Annotated in this window: 14 protein-coding genes; 3 read left to right on the forward strand and 11 right to left on the reverse strand. The window is 61.3% G+C overall.

The genetic code is table 11. The features are described 5' to 3' along the window. Positions 1–290 precede the first annotated feature (290 nt). The 9 genes from VF629_RS09080 to VF629_RS09120 form a co-directional block, all read right to left on the reverse strand. Positions 291–1,280: a glycosyl hydrolase gene (locus VF629_RS09080; protein WP_331058154.1), complete on the reverse strand. Its 990-nt coding sequence runs from the start codon at positions 1,278–1,280 to the stop codon at positions 291–293. Positions 1,281–1,983: 703 nt separating this feature from the next. After that, positions 1,984–3,681, reverse strand: a complete 1,698-nt coding sequence (locus VF629_RS09085; protein ID WP_331058155.1) for an alpha-L-fucosidase — start codon at positions 3,679–3,681, stop codon at positions 1,984–1,986. Between the two features lie 35 nt (positions 3,682–3,716). Beyond that, positions 3,717–4,727: a zinc-binding alcohol dehydrogenase family protein gene (locus tag VF629_RS09090; RefSeq protein ID WP_331058156.1), complete on the reverse strand. Its 1,011-nt coding sequence runs from the start codon at positions 4,725–4,727 to the stop codon at positions 3,717–3,719. A gap of 139 nt (positions 4,728–4,866) precedes the next feature. Next, positions 4,867–5,655, reverse strand: a complete 789-nt coding sequence (locus VF629_RS09095) for an SDR family oxidoreductase (protein ID WP_331058157.1) — start codon at positions 5,653–5,655, stop codon at positions 4,867–4,869. Positions 5,656–6,012: 357 nt separating this feature from the next. Next, positions 6,013–6,843 carry an amidohydrolase family protein gene (locus tag VF629_RS09100; RefSeq protein WP_331058158.1) on the reverse strand — a complete coding sequence of 277 codons (831 nt, stop codon included), beginning with the start codon at positions 6,841–6,843 and terminating at the stop codon, positions 6,013–6,015. Between the two features lie 6 nt (positions 6,844–6,849). After that, positions 6,850–7,614: a glucose 1-dehydrogenase gene (locus VF629_RS09105; protein WP_331058159.1), complete on the reverse strand. Its 765-nt coding sequence runs from the start codon at positions 7,612–7,614 to the stop codon at positions 6,850–6,852. A 120-nt stretch (positions 7,615–7,734) separates the two neighbouring features. Beyond that, positions 7,735–8,988, reverse strand: coding sequence for an L-fucose:H+ symporter permease (gene fucP, locus VF629_RS09110; protein WP_331058160.1), 1,254 nt, complete (start codon positions 8,986–8,988; stop codon positions 7,735–7,737). Positions 8,989–9,276: 288 nt separating this feature from the next. After that, complete coding sequence (locus VF629_RS09115; RefSeq protein ID WP_331058161.1) at positions 9,277–10,770, reverse strand: alpha-L-fucosidase; 1,494 nt, start codon at positions 10,768–10,770, stop codon at positions 9,277–9,279. Positions 10,771–10,821: 51 nt separating this feature from the next. Beyond that, positions 10,822–11,196: an L-rhamnose mutarotase gene (locus VF629_RS09120; RefSeq protein ID WP_331058162.1), complete on the reverse strand. Its 375-nt coding sequence runs from the start codon at positions 11,194–11,196 to the stop codon at positions 10,822–10,824. 380 nt (positions 11,197–11,576) lie between these two features. Between VF629_RS09120 and VF629_RS09125 the strand changes: the two genes are divergently transcribed. The 3 genes from VF629_RS09125 to VF629_RS09135 all read left to right on the forward strand — a co-directional run bounded on the left by VF629_RS09125 (position 11,577) and on the right by VF629_RS09135 (position 16,540). Further along, positions 11,577–12,602: a LacI family DNA-binding transcriptional regulator gene (locus VF629_RS09125; RefSeq protein WP_331058163.1), complete on the forward strand. Its 1,026-nt coding sequence runs from the start codon at positions 11,577–11,579 to the stop codon at positions 12,600–12,602. A 562-nt stretch (positions 12,603–13,164) separates the two neighbouring features. Further along, positions 13,165–15,312, forward strand: coding sequence for a glycosyl hydrolase (locus VF629_RS09130; RefSeq protein WP_331058164.1), 2,148 nt, complete (start codon positions 13,165–13,167; stop codon positions 15,310–15,312). 25 nt (positions 15,313–15,337) lie between these two features. After that, positions 15,338–16,540: a glycoside hydrolase family 26 protein gene (locus VF629_RS09135; protein ID WP_331058165.1), complete on the forward strand. Its 1,203-nt coding sequence runs from the start codon at positions 15,338–15,340 to the stop codon at positions 16,538–16,540. Between the two features lie 69 nt (positions 16,541–16,609). Here VF629_RS09135 and VF629_RS09140 read toward each other — a convergent pair whose 3' ends face one another. Continuing rightward, positions 16,610–17,695: a LacI family DNA-binding transcriptional regulator gene (locus VF629_RS09140; protein ID WP_331058166.1), complete on the reverse strand. Its 1,086-nt coding sequence runs from the start codon at positions 17,693–17,695 to the stop codon at positions 16,610–16,612. Between the two features lie 141 nt (positions 17,696–17,836). Continuing rightward, positions 17,837–18,841 carry an ROK family protein gene (locus tag VF629_RS09145; RefSeq protein ID WP_331058167.1) on the reverse strand — a complete coding sequence of 335 codons (1,005 nt, stop codon included), beginning with the start codon at positions 18,839–18,841 and terminating at the stop codon, positions 17,837–17,839. Between the last annotated feature and the right edge of the window lie 24 nt (positions 18,842–18,865).

Here is an 18,865-nt window from a genome sequence, read left to right on the forward strand (position 1 = left end):
TGCGCCTGCGCGGGGCGGAAAGTGAAGCGCAGCGGCAACGCCTTGTGCAGGAAGCCGCCGCTGCCAAGGCCCGGCCGCCGGCGACGGTGCAAGCGCGCTGGCCCGGCTGAGCTGCTCACTGTGCATGCTTGCCTTCACAAGCCAGTGGCATGACAGCACCGTGGCCGCCAAGGGCGGCGGCTTCAGCCGCATGCGCTTTTCTACACACCGGCCGACTGCGGGCCCGGCCGCGCACAAGGTTCGGTTGACGAGAGCTGGCAATTCTTCGTTGTCGGCCATTCACCCAGCCATCAAATGCGCCGGCGCCGGCGGTACGCTTTCATGATGTCTGGCACTTCGTCTTTGGTGATGACCGCGTCGTGCTGGTAGACGTAGCGCAAGTACTTCGGGTCGAGTCGCTGCAAATGGCTGGTGTGCCATTCCATCCACCACGACCACATGATGCCTTTGCTCAGGCAGGAATCCGGATTGGGAGGAATGCCGCATTCGTGGTACGTAATGGGAACCCGGTCGCCGACTATGGCCTGCATTGCTTGAAACATGGGTGCCTGCGGGGCATTGGTTCGGCTGTAGGTGTCGGCGCCAGCAATATCCACGTACTGGTCGCCGGGGTACCAGGCTGCGTCGGGCTTGCCCGTGTAGCAGAGCACCCAAATGAGGTTGTTGAGCTTCCGTTTCTTGGTGTAGTACTCATACATGGTAATCCAGAGGCGTTTGAAGTTGTCGGGTCCCTGCTTGCCCCACCAAAACCAGTTGCCGTTCAACTCATGAAAGGGCCGCCACAGTATCGGCACCTTGGCTTTCTTCAGTTGCTCGAGCAGGTCGCCTTTCTCCTCCAGCTCCGCCCAAAAGGCTTTGTGCTGCGGCGTGCCTTCGATGAAAATGCTGTCGATGCTGACGGGCTTTTTGCTGTTCTCATAGCCTTGTCCGACGCTCGGCGCGCCCCAGTGCCACATCACGGTCGGAATGCCGCCCGTTTTCCACCAGTCGATGGCGCGTTGCACTTCCTGTTGGTTTTGGCGGCGGTCGATGAAGTCCATGCCGCGCAGGGCCGGCTGCTTGCCCGTGCTGTCCTGAATGTATTTCAGTTCGTCGATGCCCCAACTGGCCCACATCTGCCCGGACAGCATTTTCTTGCCGTACATGTCATTAATGTACGCATACACGGCTTTGGCCTGTTTGCTGGCTTTGTGGTTCGACAACGCCTGCCGATTCTGGGCGGCAAGCAGCAGCGGAAAAGCGAGGAGGACGAGCACCAGGCTCTTTACGCGGAACAACATCAGTATTTCTTAAAGTGGTGCCGACCGTAAGATAGACTATAAGATAGACTAAAGGTAAGAGTATACGGGTACCATACTTGCAAAAACCTTTTAGCACTACCCATAAGGCACGCAGCGCTCCCTACTGAACCATGCCCGTAGCGGTCGGTTGCCAAAATATGCTGGCGTCACAAGCGGTGGACCCGTTTCTTCCTTTCATTCGTTGCTAAATGATAGACAATCATCGTTTTACGCGGATGCGGGCACACCGGTCGCACGTGGTGTGCCCGCTAAGATTCACCCCATTACAAGCGGCAAGGCACCGCGGTCAGACACCAGATACAGTCGATGGGCTACCCTTGGCAATCGGTGATGCTCGTTGCGGCACCGGCAATTGTGTCGGGTACCACCAGCTTGATTGGTACCCCTTCGGCCCAGCCGTAATCAGCCACCGCGCCGCCGGCGTATCGTAGGCAACGCAGGGCCGCTCCAGTCGCGCGGTTTCCCGCACGCATGAAGGGGGCTGTTAGCGCGGCTGCCCGACGCCCGAGCTTTTTGGTAACGATGCTCACCGTTCTTACCAACTGCTGTGGTTCAAGGGCCACGGTCGTTAAACTCAACGAGTACTTACTTTTTTCAATCAGACTTCCTTTTGAACCACTGTTCACGCCAGCGCTGCTGCCAAGTGGCCTAGGCACATTACATCCAAGGTGCCTGAACTGACTTATTCAGCGCCATACAGCTGCCACTCCAGCAGCGAAGGCTCATTCGTGGCATTGGTCACCACCAAGCGGAATTCCTGGGCCGTAACCGGGTTGAATTTCTCGATGTGGCCTGCGCCGCCGGTTTTGGTGGTGGTGGCGGTTTTCCATTCGCTGCCCTGCTTGTACTGGAGTTGCAGCTGCTGGCTCTTGCGCTCCCAGGGGTGCCAGGGCTCGTCCACGATTAAGCAGGAAATGCTGGTTGGCTTGCCCAGGTTGACGGCTGCGGTGGCGCTGCGTTCGCCTTTGGCGGCCGTCCAGCGGGTTTCCCGGTCGCCGTCGAGCAGGCTTTGGGCTCCTTCAGTGGGCGAGAGCTGCGACGACACCGTGGCGGTTTTGCCTTTCACGGGCGGCGGCGCCACCTGGGGCTCGCCGGCAAATTCTACTACCACCACGGTGATGTTGGGGTCGGGCGCGGTAGCGGGCAGCTTGATGGTGGAAAGCTGCTTGCCAGGCGTGACGGCCAGCGCAGTGGCAGGCTGGGCCAGCAGGTAGGCCCGGCTGATTTTGTTGCCCAGCGGCACGCGCAATTGGCCGTTGACGGGGTAGTCGAACACGTGCAGGAACAACTGCTGGCCCTTGCGGGTGGCGCGCCCCCACGACAGGTACGGGAAGGGGCTGGCCGTGGTGCCGTAGATGGCCTCTCGGTTGATTTTCACCCACCGGCCAATGGCGGCCAGGCGCTCCACGCTGGGCGCCGGGATTTCGCCTTCGGCCGTGGGGCCCACGTTCAGCAGGAAGTTGCCGCCCTTGCTCACGGCATCGGCCAGGTTGCGGATGAGGAATTGCGGGCTCTTCCAGTTGGTGTCGTACGACTTGTAGCCCCAGGTGTCGTTCATGGTTTGGCAGGTTTCCCAGTTGCGGCCCGGGAAGCCCGTGGAGGGCACGAACTGCTCGGGCGTGTCGGTGTCGCCGGGTTGGTTGCCGCCGAGGCGGTTGTTGGTAATCAGCCGGGGGTGGGCCGCCAGCAGCGGCTGGAACTTGGCGGCGCGGGCCGGAGTCATTTCCTGCGGCGTGTCCCACCACAGGATGTCCACGTCGCCGTAATTGGAGAGGATTTCGCGCACTTGGGGCACGGCAATCTGGTCCAGATAGGTGTCGAAATCACCGTCCTGGGCGCGGTCCCAGGTGCCGCCAGAGGCCCGGCCGCCGGGGTGGTTCCAGTCCTGGGCTTGCGAGTAATAGAAGCCGAGTTTCAGCCCCTGCTTGTGGCAGGCATCGGCCAGTGGTTTGAGGAGGTCTTTGCCGTAGGGCGTAGCGTCCACGGCGTCCCAGGTGCTCACTTTCGAGTCGAAGAGGGCAAAGCCGTCGTGGTGCTTGGAGGTGATGACGATGTACTTCATGCCGGCGTCCTTGGCCATGCGCACCCAGGCCTCGGGGTCGTATTTCACGGGGTTGAACTCCTGGGCATAGGCGCGGTACCGGGCCACGGGAATCTTGCCGTGGTTCATAATCCACTCGCCGATTTCGGGGATGCGCTGGCCGTCGTAGGTGCCCGCCGGCACCGAATACACGCCCCAGTGAATGAACATGCCAAACTTGGCGTCTTTCCACCACGCCATTTTCGGGGCATCCACCGGCGGCCTGGCGGGCGAGGGTTGCGCCTGGGCCACCAGCGAAGCCAGTGCCAGACAGAGGAAAAAACAGCAGCGCTTGTACATGGGCGGGATGGGATAGTTAGGAAAAACAGAGTGAATCAGCCCACTTCAACCAGGGCCTTGATGACGCCGGTAGCCGGGTCGAGCCAGCTGGCAAATTCAGCCTGCACCCGCGCAAACGGCACGCGGTGCGTGATGTAAGTGGTGGGCTGCACCAAGCCGGCTTTCATGGAAGCAATGACGTGCTCGAAGTCTTCGCGGGTGGCGTTGCGGCTGCTCATGAGGGTGGCTTCGCGCTTGTGAAATTCGGGGTGCGAGAAGCTGAGGTCGCCTTTTTGCAAGCCCACCAGCACGTAGCGCCCGCCGTGGGCCAGGTAGCCGAAGGCGTTGTTGATGGCCTTCAGGCTGCCGGTAGCGTCAATGACCACCGTGGGCATGTCGCCGTGGGTGATGGTGCGGAGCTGCTCGGCCACGTCGGCCGCCAGGGCGTTGATGGTGTGGGCCACCCGCAACCGGTCGCGGCAGAAAGCCAGGCGCTGCTCGTTGAGGTCAAGGGCAACGACTTGGGCGCCGGCAATGCGGGCAAACTCCATAATGCCCAAGCCAATGGGCCCGGCGCCCACCACCAGCACAAACTCCCCGGCCCGCACCCCGGCCCGCCGCACCCCGTGCGCCCCAATGGCCAGCGGCTCCACCAGCGCCAGCTCGTCGAAGCTCAGGCCCTGGCCGTGCACCAGCGCCGCTGCCGGCACCGACAGGTACTCGCCCATGCCGCCGTCGGAGTGCACGCCGCACACGTTGATATGGGCGCAGCAGTTGGGCAAGCCCGAGCGGCAGGCAATGCAGCTGCCGCAGTTGAAATACGGGATGAACGTGACGGCCTCCCCCACGGCAAACCCCGGTACTTCCGAGGCCAGCTCGCCCGCCAGCTCATGCCCCAGCACCCGCGGATAAGCGAAGAACGGCTGGGTGCCTTCGAAAGCGTGCAAGTCGGTGCCGCAAATGCCGATGCGCCGAATGCGCAGCAAGGCCCGGCCCGCCTCGGCGGCGGGTGCGGGGCGCTGCTCGTAGGCAAAGTGGCCGGGCGCGGTGCAAACGAGGGTATTCATGAATTCAATGGGTGAATGAGCGAATGAGCGAATGAGCGAATGGGTGAATGAGCGAGTGGCTGAATAGGCTGGATAAAATAGATAAGCGGAGAAGTAGGCAACATTCACTCATTCAGCCATTTGCTCATTCACCTATTTGCTACGCGTTGGCGAGGGCCCGGTCGAGGTGCACGTAGCCGCCGTCGACGTGCAGAATCTGGCCGGTGGTGTGGCTGCTGCGGGCCGAGAGCAGGAAGGCGGTGGTGTTGGCAATTTCCTCGGCCGTGGTCATGCGGTTTTCCAGCGGGATTCGGGCGGTGATTTCGCGCAGCTTTTGGTTGGGGTTGGTCAGGGTCTGAATCCAGGTTTCGTAGGCGGGCGTCCAGCATTCGGCCACGGCGACGGCGTTCACGCGGATGCCGTACTTGAGCAGCTCCACGGCCCACTCGCGGGTGAGGGCATTGCGGGCGCCGTTGGCCGCGGCGTAGGCCGAGGTGTTGCCCTGGCCCGTCTCGGCAGTTTTGGAGGTGATGTTGACGATGGTGCCCCTGGACTTTTTCAGCTCGGGCAGGGCGTGGTGCGCCATGAGGTAGTAGTGCACCACGTTGCGGTGCAGGCTGCGCATGAAGTTTTGGTAGTCGCCCTGCTCTAGCCCCACGCCGTCATTCACGCCGGCGTTGTTGACCAGGCCATCTATCCGCTGGTACTGGGCCACTATTTCCTGCACGGCCCGCTCGCACTCGGCCGGGTCCGACAGCTCGGCCACCACTTGCCCGGCCCGGCCGCCCGCGGCTTCAATGGCCGCCACAGCCGCTAGGTTGTCTTCGGCGCTGCGCCCCACAATGACGGGCACGGCACCCTCCTGAGCCAGCACGCGGCAGATACCCTCGCCGATGCCTTTGGCGCCGCCCGTCACCACAATAATCTGATTTGCCAAGTATAAATCCATGCTCTATTGCTGGGGAATAAGTTGCTGTCAATGATGAGCGGAGGGCCAAGCGCTACCGGTTTTGTGCGTTGCTGTAGAATCAGTCCAGAAAATCAACTTCCTTAAAAAAAAGCCCGTCATGCGGAGCTTGTCGAAGCAACTCTCACTTCGTCTGTTATTCTGCACTTTCTGTCATGCTGAGCGCAGCGAAGGACCTTCTCACGTTTAAACGAGTCGTTCGGCAGTGAGAAGATGCTTCGCTGCGCTCAGCATGACAGCAGGCGCGGGCGAGATGCTTCGGCTGCGCTCTGCATGACGGGCTTTTTTAAGGATGTTTTAGGCTGATTATTAAATAGTTTTACACCCGCTTACTGGGCCTCAAAGCCCGTAAAAGCGGGTGGCGTTACCTCCCCAGAACAGGTCCTGCGCTTCGGCCGAAAAGGGCTGCACGTAGGCCTCCACCATGCCCAGCGCCCGGCCGTAGCCGCCGGCCACTTCGCACACCGGCCAGTCGGAGCCGAACATCAGGCGTTGGGGCCCGAAGGCCGCGAACACCACGTCGAGGTAGGGGCCAAAGTCGCTGGGCTGCCAGTGCTGCCAGTCGGCTTCGGTTACCAGGCCCGACACTTTGCAGCACACATTGGGCTGGGCAGCCAGGGCGTGTAGGTCGCGGGCCCAGGCCTCGACGAGCTGGGCTTTGATGGGCGGTTTGGCCAGGTGGTCCAGCACGAAGGGTTGGGATGGGAAAGCGGCGGCTAGCTCGGCGGCGGCCAGCAGCTGGTCGGGCAGGATGAGCAAGTCGTAGGTGAAGCCGTGCGGGCCCAACGCGGCAATGCCGCGTTGGAAATAGGGCCGCAGCATCAACATCCGGTCGGTTTCGCCCTGCAGCACGTGCCGGAAGCCTTTGAGCTTTTCAAACTGCCGGTAGTGCGCCAGCCGCTCCTCCACGTCATCGGCCCGCAAGTCGACCCAGCCCACCACGCCCTTGATGAAATCGTGCGCCGCGGCATTGGCCAGCTGAAACGCGTTTTCGGCTTCCGATTGGTCGGATTGCACCACCACGCAGCCGTCGAAGCCGTGCGCCTGCAGCAGCGGCTGCAAGTCCAGGGGCAGGAAATCGCGCCGGATGCGGGCCATGTCGTCCGTAATCCAGGCGTCGCGCGCGGGGTCGAAGCGCCAGAAGTGCTGGTGTGAGTCGATTCTACCCATGAGGCATCAGGAATTAAGCTTGATGAATCCGCCGTCGATGGGGTAGTCGCAACCGGTCACGAAGCCGGCTTCGGAGGAGCACAGGTACAGGGCCAGCGCGGCTATTTCCGCGGGCTGGCCCATGCGCCCGATGGGCTGGCTGCGGGAAAGCTCTTCGAACTTTTGGGCTTCCTGGCCGGCGTAATTCCGGGCGATGAAGCCGTCGACGAAGGGTGTGTGCACGCGGGCCGGCGAGATGCTGTTGCACCGAATGTTGCTGCTTACGTAGTCGCGGGCCACGGAGAGCGTCATGGCAAAAATGGCCCCCTTGCTCATCGAATACGCAAACCGGTCGGTGAGCCCCACGTGCGCGGCAATGGAAGCCAGGTTCACGATGGCGCCCCCGCCGTGGGCTTTCATCAACGGCACCGCGGCAAACAGGCAGTTGTAGGCGCCCTTCACGTTCACCTGAAAGATTCGGTCAAAGTCCGCATCGGGCGTGTTTTCCACGTTGCCCACGTGCGCAATGCCCGCGTTGTTGACCAGAATGTCAACCCGGCCAATTTCCTGAAAAACCTCTACCACCCGCGCCTGCTGGGCAACGTCGGCGGCGTGCACGTGCGCCGTGCCGCCCTGCTGCCGGATGGCGTCCGCGGTTTGCTGGCCGGCCTCGGCGTTTAGCTCCACGATGTGCACTTCGGCGCCCTGCCGCGCAAACAGCACGCAAATGGCCTGGCCGATGCCGCTGCCGCCGCCCGTGACAACGGCCTTTTTTCCGGTTAAATCGAACATGGGTTAGAAATTGAGTAACAGGTCATAAGCATTGAGTAGCACGACTCATCCATGATTCATTTGATATCAATTAGTTGTCTCGCTCCTACTACTGAGTACTTGATATTGAGGACTGACAACTTAATGCGCGGCCACCAGCTGGATTTTCTTGACCCGGGCATTGCGCAGGGCGAAGGAGAACACCACCAAAAAGCACAGCGCGGGCACCAGGTAGGCCACCTGAATGGTGGTGGCGTCGGACAAGCGGCCCATGAGGGGCGGGAACACCGCGCCGCCCACGATGGACATAATCACCAGCGAGGAGCCCACCTTGGTTTTGGCTCCCAGCCCCCGAATGCTGAGCGAAAAAATGGTGGGAAACATGATGGACATGAAGAATTCGACCCCCATCAGCGCGTACACCGACAACACGCCGGGCAGCACCACCGCCAGCAGCACCAGGAAAAAGTTGACCAAACTGTAAATGGCCAGCAGCCGCGAGGCCGGAAGGTAGCGCATCAGCAACGTGCCGATGAAGCGGCCCGCCATGAACCCAAACAGCGCAATGGACAGGTACACCGCCGCCGACTTCTCGCCAAGGCCCGCCACCTGCTGCGAAAACCGGATGAAAAAACTGCTCACGCACACCTGCGCGCCCACGTAGAAAAATTGCGCCAGCACGCCCAGCAGCAGGTTTTTCTCCTGCAGCAGCGGGCGCCCTTCGTTGTCGAGGCCTTCTTCCTCCACGATGTCGGGCAGGCGGGTGAAGAACAGCAGCAGGGCCACTAGCAGTATCATGCCGCCGATGAGCAGGAAGGGCACTTGCACGGTGGCGGCCTCCCGGGCGAGGTAGGCGTCGAGTTGCGGGGCCGGCATGGCGGCTTCCTGCTGCGCCGTAAGGCTGGTACCCGACAAGATGAACCGGCCGCCCAGAAACGCCGCCAGCGTGGCCGCCAGCCCGTTGAACGACTGCGCCAGGTTGATGCGCTGCGTGGCGCCCGCCGGCTCGCCGAGCACCGTGATGTAGGGGTTGGCCGCGGTTTCGAGGAAGGCCAGTCCGCAGGCAATCACGAAGATGGCCGTGAGAAAAAAGGCGTAGGAACGGGCCTCCGCCGCAGGATAAAACAGGAAAGCCCCCGCCGCCGCCAGCCCCAGCCCCACCAATATCCCCGCCTTGTAGCCGAACCGCTTCATGAACTGCCCGGCCGGCAGCGCCAGCAAAAAATAGGCGATGTAGGAAGCCGAATCAATCAGGGCCGACTGCGCGTCCGTCAGCTGACACGCTTTCTTAAGGTGCGGTATCAGAATGGGGTTGAGGTTGAGCGCGAAGCCCCACAGAAAAAACAGCGACGTAATCAGGCCAACGGCAAAGACGGTCTTACGGGCGGTGGTCATCAGGTGGGATTGGAGGTGAATCGGAATGACTTGGAAAGTTCTACAATATGTGCTGCTGGGCACGGGGAACCTGACCCCCAACCCTACCGGGTACGACCCCTCTCCGCGGGAGAGGGGAGCCTGACGAGTTGTAGCGCGGACTTTTAGTCCGCGAGTGGCTCCCCTCTACACAGTTCACGCGCGGACTAAAAGTCCGCGCTACAATCGCGCCGCCGTGGCTCTCCTCTCCGCGCATCAAGCGAACCGGGGGCGTACCCGGTAGGGCCGGGGGTGAGGTGCACGGCCAAGCTATTGCAGCGTGATTTTATAGCCTACCGCGTGGGCCGTGGGGTAGCTCCGGAGCGGCTGCACAACCAGCCCGGTGGGGCCTTGCGCCCAGCGCACTTTCTCCTGGCTGCCGAGCAGTTGCACGTTGCTCACTTTGCCGTTTTTGCCGGCGGCCAGGGCTTTCATGGTGGTGGCGGTTTTGGGCACGTCCAGCCCGAAGGCGTACACCGTTTTGCCTTTGCGGGTGAAGCGCACGTCTTGGGCGGTGTAGCCTTTGTGGGCGTACTCGTTGAAGCGCACGTTTTCGTCCAGGCCTTCGGTGGGGCCTTCGCCGGCCACCGCCCAGGGGCGGGTGCCGTAGATGCCTTCGCCGTTCACGGCCAGCCATTTGCCCATGCCCAGCAGCACGGCCGTTTGCTCCGGCGTGATGGTGCCGTCGGCCTTGGGGCCGATGTTGAGCAGCAGGTTGCCGTTCTTGCTCACCACGTCAATCAGCTCGTCAATCAGCTCGTTCGGGCTCTTGTTGTCCTCGCCCTCGATGTAGCCCCAGGACTTTTTGCCCACCGACGTATCGGTTTGCCAGGGGTATTTCTTGGTGGCCTTGCTGCTGCTGCGCTCGATGTCGTAGACGGCCGTGCCCTCCGGGAAGCCGTTGTTCTTGTAATTAATCACCACGCCCTTGTTCCAATCCAAGCCTTTGTTGTAGTAATAGGAGGCAAATTTCTGCTTGTATGGCTCCAGCTCCGGCTGCTCTATCCACCAGTCGAACCACACCAACTGGGGCTGGTAGTTGTCCACCAGCTCGGTGGTGCGGGCCTGCCAGTCCTGCATGAATTCGGCCGACATGGTGGGGGCCTTGTCGCCCTTCTTGAACGGGTCGTAGGCGTTGGCCGGGCCGTAGAAGTCGGCGTACTGCGGGTCCTTCACGTCGGAGTCCCCCTGCTGCCCAAAACCGAAAAACCACCAGTGCTCGATGCGGTGCGACGAGACCCCGAACACCAGGCCCTGCTTGCGGGTGGCGGCCGCCAGCTCGCCCACCACGTCGCGCTTGGGGCCCATTTCCGCGGCGTTCCATTTCGTGAGCTTGGTCTTGTACATGGCAAAGCCGTCGTGGTGCTCGGCCACGGGCACAATGTACTTGGCGCCCGACTTCTTGAACACGTCCAGCCACTGGTCGGCGTTGAACTTGTCGGCGGTGAACATCGAAATGAAATCCTTGTAGCCGAACTTGGCTTGGGGCCCGTATTTCTCCTGGTGGTACTTATAGGTCTTGCTGTCCTGGTGGTACATCTCGCGCGGGTACCACTCGCTGTAGCTGGCGGGCACGGCATACGGCCCCCAGTGAATGAAAATGCCAAACTTGGCGTCGCGAAACCACTCCGGGGCCTGGTAATTTTTCAGCGATTCCCAAGTGGGCTGGAATTGCTGGGCCGGTTTGGCGGTCTGCGCCTGGGCGGCCGTGGCCAGGCCGGCGAGTAGGGAGGTGGCCAGCAGGCGACACGTATTTTTTTGCATTGAATTGGGTGGGATTTTTAGGCGGAAATAAGGAGGAGCAGCTAGCAAATGCTATTCTCCCAGTTTGTAGATGCGCTCCATCAGCTGCCATTTTTCATCGGCAGTGGCATCGGGGGAGGTGTGTTGAAAGGCGGCCACGTAGGCTTCCCATTCGGCCTGCCGGGGCTTGGTGGCCAAGGTTTGCATGGCCTGGTCGTGGTCGAATTCGGGCACGGTATCCATTATCATGAAGAGCTGCTCGCCGAGCAGGTATATCTCCATGTCCACAATGCCCACCTCGCGCATGCCCTGGGTGATTTCGGGCCAGGCGGCCCCCGCCGCGTGCACTTTTTTGTAGTCGCTGATGAGCTGGGCGTCATTCTTTAAGCGCAGCGTTTTGCAATAGCGTTTATAGCGTAGCGGCACGGAACTGTCGGGATGATTCATTGCGTAGCCAAAGGAGATTGACAGCCTTGAAAGCAAAGCCGTCGGAAACAAAACTAGCAGCCTGAAATCAACTCACAATCAATAAATTATACTTTTCTCCGCAAACCTTTGCGCTAACCTTTGCGGAGAAAAACGGATTGGTTATAATTCTTCTCTTGCGACTGGATTACTGCCCCGAGCCAGATGCATCGACTGCGCGGACGCCAGATGAGCATGACCGTTTTAGAAGGCTTTTCAGCTAACTCAACCACCCCGCGCGCGAGAATAAATCGCCGAGGGTGGAGCAGTTGCTTCAACCTTAGAGCTGTCGTTCCAAGCCCCCCGAACCAGCAACAATGGCCCATGCCGCCTAAGTTTGAACTCTGATTTCCAGCCCGCGCATGAGCAAAAGACACGTTTCGCTGAAAACCTTAGCCCAGGCCTTGAATGTGTCGATTTCCACGGTTTCGCGCGCGCTCAAAAACCACCCGGATATCGGCCCGGAAGTCACCCAAAAAGTGCAGGCGCTGGCCCGCGAGCTGAATTACACGCCCAACCCCCTGGCCATGGGCCTGCTGAAGAATCGGACGCATACCATCGGCGTCATCGTGCCCGATTTGGTAACGCATTTCTTTTCCTCCATCATCAGCGGCATCGAGCAAGTAGCCAACGAAAACGGCTACTACATCGTGATTCGTTCGAGCTACGAGAGCTACGAGAAGGAGAAGGAATGCATAGAAAACCTCCTGAAACTGCACGTGGAAGGCATTATCATGTGCCTGGCCCAGGAAACCACCGAGTACTCCCACTTCGACGCGCTCGTTGCGGAGGAGCTGCCGCTGGTGTTTTTCGACCGGGTGTGCCGGGCCGATGAAGTGGCCACCGTGGTGGTCGACAACCGGGAAGCGGCCCGGCGCATCACGCGCCACTTCTTCGAGCGTGGCTACCGCCGCATAGCCCACATTGCCGGCCCGCCCCAGCTCAACATCACCCGCGAACGCATCGAAGGCTACCAGCAAGGCCTCGCCGACTGCAACCTGCCCTTCGACCGTGAATTGCTCACCCACTGCGACCTGAGCATTGCCAGCGCCACCGCCGCCACCCAACGCCTGCTGGCCCTCCCCTCCCGCCCCGACGCCATTTTTGGCGTAAACGACACCACGGCCTTCGCTGCCATGAAGGAAATCAAGCGCCAGCGCCTCCGCATTCCGGAAGACGTGGGCCTGGTCGGGTTTACCGACGAGTTCCACGCCACCGTGGTGGAACCGACTCTGACTTCGGTGATGCACCCAACCTTTGAGATGGGCCGGGAGGCCGCCCTGCTTTTTCTGGCGCAAGCAGCGGCCAAGGTGCCCCTGCCGCCCCGCCAAACGGTCCTCACCACGCAACTGGTTGTGCGGGAGTCTTCCACCAGGGCCTTAGATTAACAGGCAAAGCCCGGGCTGCCGTACTTCTCAAAGCGGCCCTTTTGCCAGCTTCAAAAAAGGCCGGTGGCCCACCCAGCATCAGTAAGTAAATGCGCTTGATGGCTGTCTGAATACTATGCTGTTCGGCAAAAGCACATAGGCTGCAGCTGCTTTTCCGTGCCTTTCCTATGGATGTCTGGACAGTAAGTGTGAATGGTGCTGCAGAATCCACTAGGCCTATTTGCTAGATGCTCACTCACCCTACTAAGTAGACATGCCAGCTTAGCTAGCGACTCTTATCCCCCTGCTTGCAATTATTAATCAAAAACTAATAAAAATAAAAAGGGCCGTCCTGCTCATAGCAGGACGGCCCTTTTTCGTGTGCCGATACCCAAAGATTGTTCCCACCACTCAAGGGAATCGGCACGCGCTATCGCGAATAGCTGACGCAATATACAAGCAAACTTGCTAAATCGATTTAGCTTGATTACTTTTCTGACCTGAAACCGATTGCGGAGCTGCCCCAACAACCGTTTTCGCGCTGCCTCTACCCAAATTTTCACGCTTCCTAAACCCTTTCCCAATGAAACAAGCCTATTCTACCCCTGCACCGCCGCGTGGTCGCGCTGCGTTTTTTTTGCTTTGCCTCCTGGCGTTGCTGCCGGGTGCGCTGCGGGCCGCCTCCCCAATCAAGCTGGAAGCCGAAAAAGCCACCTTGCACGGCGCGCGGGTCCTGCGCGACACGCCGGGCTACTCGGGCGCGGGCTACGCCGGCAACTTTGAAGGCGCCACCGACTCCCTGACGTTCAGCTTCGCGGCGGCGGCCGGCTGGTACGACCTGGCCATTCGCTACACGTCGCCCTACGGCGACAAAGAGTATCAGCTGGCAGTGAATGGCCGGCAGAGCGGCTATTCGCTGGCCGGCCCCGTGGCAGGCTTTGGCAACAGCCGGGTGGGCCGGTTTCAGTTGAAGGCCGGCACCAACACCATTACCTTGAAGCGGGGCTGGGGCTATTTCGGCATTGACTACGTTAGCCTGACGCCGGTGTCGGCGGCGCGCAATTTGGCCACCGTGCCGCTCGTCAACGGCCGGGCCGAGGCGGAATTGGGCGACTTATCGGGCGTGCAGGTGTCGGCTACTCCCACGGGCTTTTCCGGAACCGGGTACGTGACGGGGTTTGATGCCGCGGCTGATAACGTGAGCCTTACGTTTGATGTGACCACCGCGGGCCTCTACAAGATTGACCTCGGGTACACCTCGCCCTTCGGCGAGAAAGACTTCGCCTTGAGCGTGAACGGCGAGCAGAGCGTGGGACGCTTTGCCTTGACCGGCAACGCCTTCGCCACGGCCAGCGCCGGCACTTTTCTGCTCACCCAGGGCCTAAACACCGTGGTGGTGGGCCGGGGCTGGGGCTATTTTGGGGTTGATTACCTGCAAATCACACCCACTACGGCCCCGCTGCCCGCAGCAGTTGCCACGCCGCTTGTGGATGCGCAAGCCACGCCAGCCACGCGGGGACTGCTCACGTATTTGCGCGGGGTGTACGGCACCAAGGTACTGGCCGGCCAGCATGCGTCGCCGCAAGACACGCTGGCGGAATTGCGCTACGTGCAGCGGCGTACCGGCAAAGAGGCCGCGCTGGCCTGCTTCGACCTCATTGAATACTCCCCCTCCCGCCGCGCCAACGGCTCTAACCCCCGGAACCACACCGAGCAGTACCTCGCCTGGGCCCGCCACGGCAACGGCCGGGGCATCGTGAGCCTGATGTGGCACTGGAACGCCCCCACCGACCTCATCAACAGCGCCACCAACCCGTGGTGGCGCGGTTTCTACACCGACGCCAGCACCTTCGACGTGCAAGCCGTGCTGGCCGACCCCACCGGGGCTCGCTACCAGTTGCTGCTCCGCGACATCGACAGCGTGGCGGTGCAGCTGCGCAAGTTCCAGACGGCCGGCGTGCCAGTGCTGTGGCGGCCCCTGCACGAGGCGCAAGGTGCTTGGTTCTGGTGGGGCGCCAAAGGGCCGGCGGTGTACCGGCAGCTGTGGCAGTTGCTTTACAACCGTCTCACCACCCACCACCAGCTGCACAACCTGATTTGGGTGTATTCGGGCGTGCAAAACCCCAGCAACGCCTGGTACCCCGGCGATGCTTACGTGGACATTGCGGGCGTGGACCTCTACCTGCCGCCTTCCGCCAACATGAGCGGCGACTGGGCCGGCCTGCAGACGCAGTTTGGGGGCCGCAAGCTGGTGGCCCTCACCGAGAGCGGCAACCTGCCAGACCCCGTCAAAATTCGCGCTTTCGCCACGTGGTGGTCCTGGTTTAGCGTGTGGGAAGGCGCCAACTACATCCGTGGCCAGGCCCCGGCGCTGCTCCAGCGCGTATACAACGACCAGGACGTGATTACGCTCGACGAATTGCCGGACTGGGCCGGCACCACCGTCACGGCCACCCGCACGCCCCTGGCCCCCGACGCGCTGGCCTTGTACCCCAACCCGGCCACCGGCTACAGCCTCAATGCCAACCTAACGCTGCCCAAAGGGCAAGCCGTTACCCTCACCCTGACCAATGCCCTGGGCCAGCAGGTGCGGCAGCAAACGGCGCAGCTGCAAGCCGGCGCCAACACGTTTCAGCTGCCCATCGGGGAGCTGAGCAGCGGCCTGTACTTGCTCACGGTGCAGGGCGCGGCCTTTCCCGCGGTCACCAAGCGGGTTCAAGTCCAACACTAGACCTACGATACCCACCCTGCCTGCTATGAACATCAAAAATGGGGCGCTGCTGCTCCTGTTGGCCACCACGTGGCTGGCGGGTTGCAGCAGCGTCCGCATGGGGAAGCGTTTCCCCTACCCCGCCCCCATCGTCGACGCCAAGGCTACTTACCAGACCAAAGCCCTTTTCTATAACCTCCAGCGCCCCGCCACCAACGGCCTGCTTTTCGGCCAGCAGGACGCGACGCAATATGGCGTTGGCTGGAAAAACGAGCCCGGCCGCAGCGACGTGAAAAGCGTGTGCGGCTCCCACCCCGCCGTGTACGGCTGGGACGTGGCCGATTTGGTGCGCGCCGGCATGGAAGGCAAGCTCAAGGGCAACGCCGCGCTGGCCCGCAACCGCCAATTGGTGATTGACGCCTACGAGCGCGGCGGTATGAACACGTTTTGCTGGCACATGGGCAACTTCGTGACGGGGCGCAATTTTTACGACACCACGGCCGTGGTGGCCGCCATTTTGCCGGGCGGCGCCCAGCACGCGGCCTACACGCGCAGCCTCGACATCATTGCCGACTATTTCCGCCACCTGAAGGCGGCCGACGGCACCCTGGTGCCCGTGGTGTTCCGGCCCCTGCACGAGCATACGGGCTCCTGGTTTTGGTGGGGCAAGCGCCATTGCACGCAGGCCGAATTTGTGCAGCTCTGGCAATTCACGGTGCGCTACCTGCGCGACGAAAAGAAGGTGCACAACCTGCTCTACGCCTACTCGCCCGACCGGGTGCCCAACGCGGCCGAGTACTTCGAGCGCTACCCCGGCAACGACTTCGTAGACGTGCTGGGCCACGACAATTACGGGGATTTTAACAACGTAGCCACGCCCAACAAAGGCGTGGCCACGCTGGAAATGCTGGTTGATGAAGCGCAACGCCGCAACAAAATAGCGGCCCTCACCGAAACCGGCCTGGAAAAAATACCCAACCCCAACTACTTCCCTGAAAACTTGCTGGAGCAAATCAAAGCCAGCCCCAAAGCCCGCCAGATTTCCTACCTCATGGTGTGGCGCAACGCCCACGAAGGCCACTTTTACGCCCCCTACCCCGGCCACGCCAGCGTGCTTGGCTTCCTGCGCTTCTACCAGGACTCGCTCACCACGTTCGAAAACGACCGGCCCCGCCTCTACACCGTGCCCAAGCCCGGGCGCGGGCAAAAGCGGCTGTCACCGGTTGTTAAGTCGCAAGCCAAGCTCTAAATAAGCCTGCGCGAGCATCAGCAAACAGAGGATTGGGAAGACGAGTGCAACTCGCTTCTACGCCGATTTTTACTTCTTGCTGGCAACTGCTTTTTTCGGGCCTGTAGCGGCCGTGGCGGCGCTACGCAAAGACGATTTGCGCACGATGAGCGTGGGCGAGAGCACGACGTGCTGCATGGGCAGCGGGGCCTTGTCGGAGTGGTGCTTGAGCTCTTCGAGCAAGATGTCAATTACATTCTTGGCGATGCTCTCCACGGGCTGCGCAATCACGGTAATGGCCGGCGTGTACAGCCGAAACAGGTCGTGGTCGTCGTAGGAAATAACGGCCAGGTCGTCGGGGATGCGCAACGCCAGGTGGGAAATGGCCTCCAGGCCGTAAATGCTCAGGTAGTTGGTCGAGAAAATGATGGCATCGCACTGCGCGTTGGCCTGAATGAAGCGCTGAATGTCGGCGATGATGGCGTTCGTGTCTTTGGTCACGGCCACCCGCTTCACGGTTTGGGGCAGCTGGTGCTCGGCCAGGGCCATGGCGTAGCCCTGCAGGCGCTCCTCCATCTGGATTTGCAGCGAGTCGGTGGTGACGAAAGCAATTTTGGAAAAGCCCTGGGCCAGCAGGTGCTGCGTGGCTTCGTAGGTGCCCCGCTTGCCATCGACCACGATGTAGTTGGTGGGCAGGTCGGGCAGGTAGCGGTCGAAAAGCACCAAGGGCGTGTGCGCCCGCAGAATGCCCGTTATCTGCTTCTCAATGCTCTCGGCCGGCACGATGATGTAGCCGTCGACGTGCTGCTCCTGGAACATGGAAATCAGCTCCCGGGTCTTTTCGGTGTTGTTGTCGGTGCTGCAATAAATGATGCGATAGCCGCGCTCAAAAGCCTGCTTCTCAATCATCCAGGCCACGGTAGCGAAAAAGGGGTTGGAGATGTCTTCCACCACCAGCCCTATCACGTGGGTTTTGCCGGTGCGCAGGCTTTTGGCCAGCTGATTGGGCTTGTAGCCCACTTCCTCCACATAGGCCAGCACCCGCTGCGCCACCGCGTCGCTGATGCGGCTCTGCTTGGCTTTGCCGTTCAACACCAACGACACGGTGGCAATGGACACCTCCAGGTGGCTGGCAATGTCGTTTATCAACGTGCGCTTTTTAACCTTTTCGCTCATCTCGGGGGCACTGACTGCTTATTATGGTCAAAGGTAGAACACCTAAAACCATTTAGCTCGTGCTCCCCTTGCCCTGGCCACGTGGGCCGGGCCGGCTGCTACGGTTGAGACGCAGGCCGTTTAAACTTTACTATTCCCAGCTCAGACCGCCAAGTAAGCGGCCCCAAACACTCCGGCGCTGTCGCCCAGCAAGGGCTGCACCACCGGCGCGGCAAAGTGGTGGTCGATGATGTGCTGGCTGATGTTGGCCACGCCGGTGGTATACAGCTCTGGGATGTTGCCCACGCCGCCGCCAATCACAATTACATCGGGGTCGAGCACGTTCACCACCGCGCTGATGGCCAGGGCGAAGTAGTGCGTGAGCCGGTCCAGGGTTTGGGCGGCGGCGGGGTCGGTGCCGGCCGTGGCTCGCGCCATAATTTCCTTGAGCGGGCGCGCCTGGCCGCTTTGCTTGGCGTAATAGCGCTCCAGGGAGGGGCCGGCCAGAATGCTTTCGATGCAACCGGTTTTGCCGCAGAAGCAGGGCTCGCCGTTGGCTTCGCTGAGGTGGTTGTGGCCCCACTCGCCGGCAATGCCGTGAAAGCCTTCCAGCACCTGCCCGTTCACCACGAGCCCGCCGCCTACGCCGGTGCCCAGAATGATGCCGAACACGACCTTGGCATTTGGGAATTGCTGCTTCACAATGCCCAGGCGCGCTTCGGCAAGGGCAAAGCAGTTGGCATCGTTGGCCAGGGTCACTTTTTGGCGCAGCAGGCGCTCCAAATCGGCTCGCAGCGGCCGGCCATTCAGGGCAGTGGTGTTGCAGTTCTTCATCAGCCCCGACTGCGGAATGGTGGTGCCGGGCGTGCCCATGCCAATCTTTTCGGCGCGGTAGCCGGCCGCGCGCTCCATGCGCTCCACCAGCCGGGCTACCTGCGCCAGCATGTGGTCGTAGCCCTGGCTGGCTTCGGTGGGCACCCGGTCGCGGAACAGCACCTCCGGCTCCTGGGCCGACTTCAAAATCACGCCTTCAATCTTGGTGCCGCCCATGTCCAGGCCCCACAGGTTTTGGGCTTTGTTGAAGTTGTTTGCCGTGTCTTTGGCCGGAGCCGGAGACGCAGCTTCCTCTAGCTCGGGCAATGCGGCAACCGTAGTAAAATCACTCATATTTTCTGTGCTCCTATAGCAGGT

The organism is Hymenobacter sp. (assembly GCF_036388155.1).
GTDB lineage: Bacteria > Bacteroidota > Bacteroidia > Cytophagales > Hymenobacteraceae > Hymenobacter.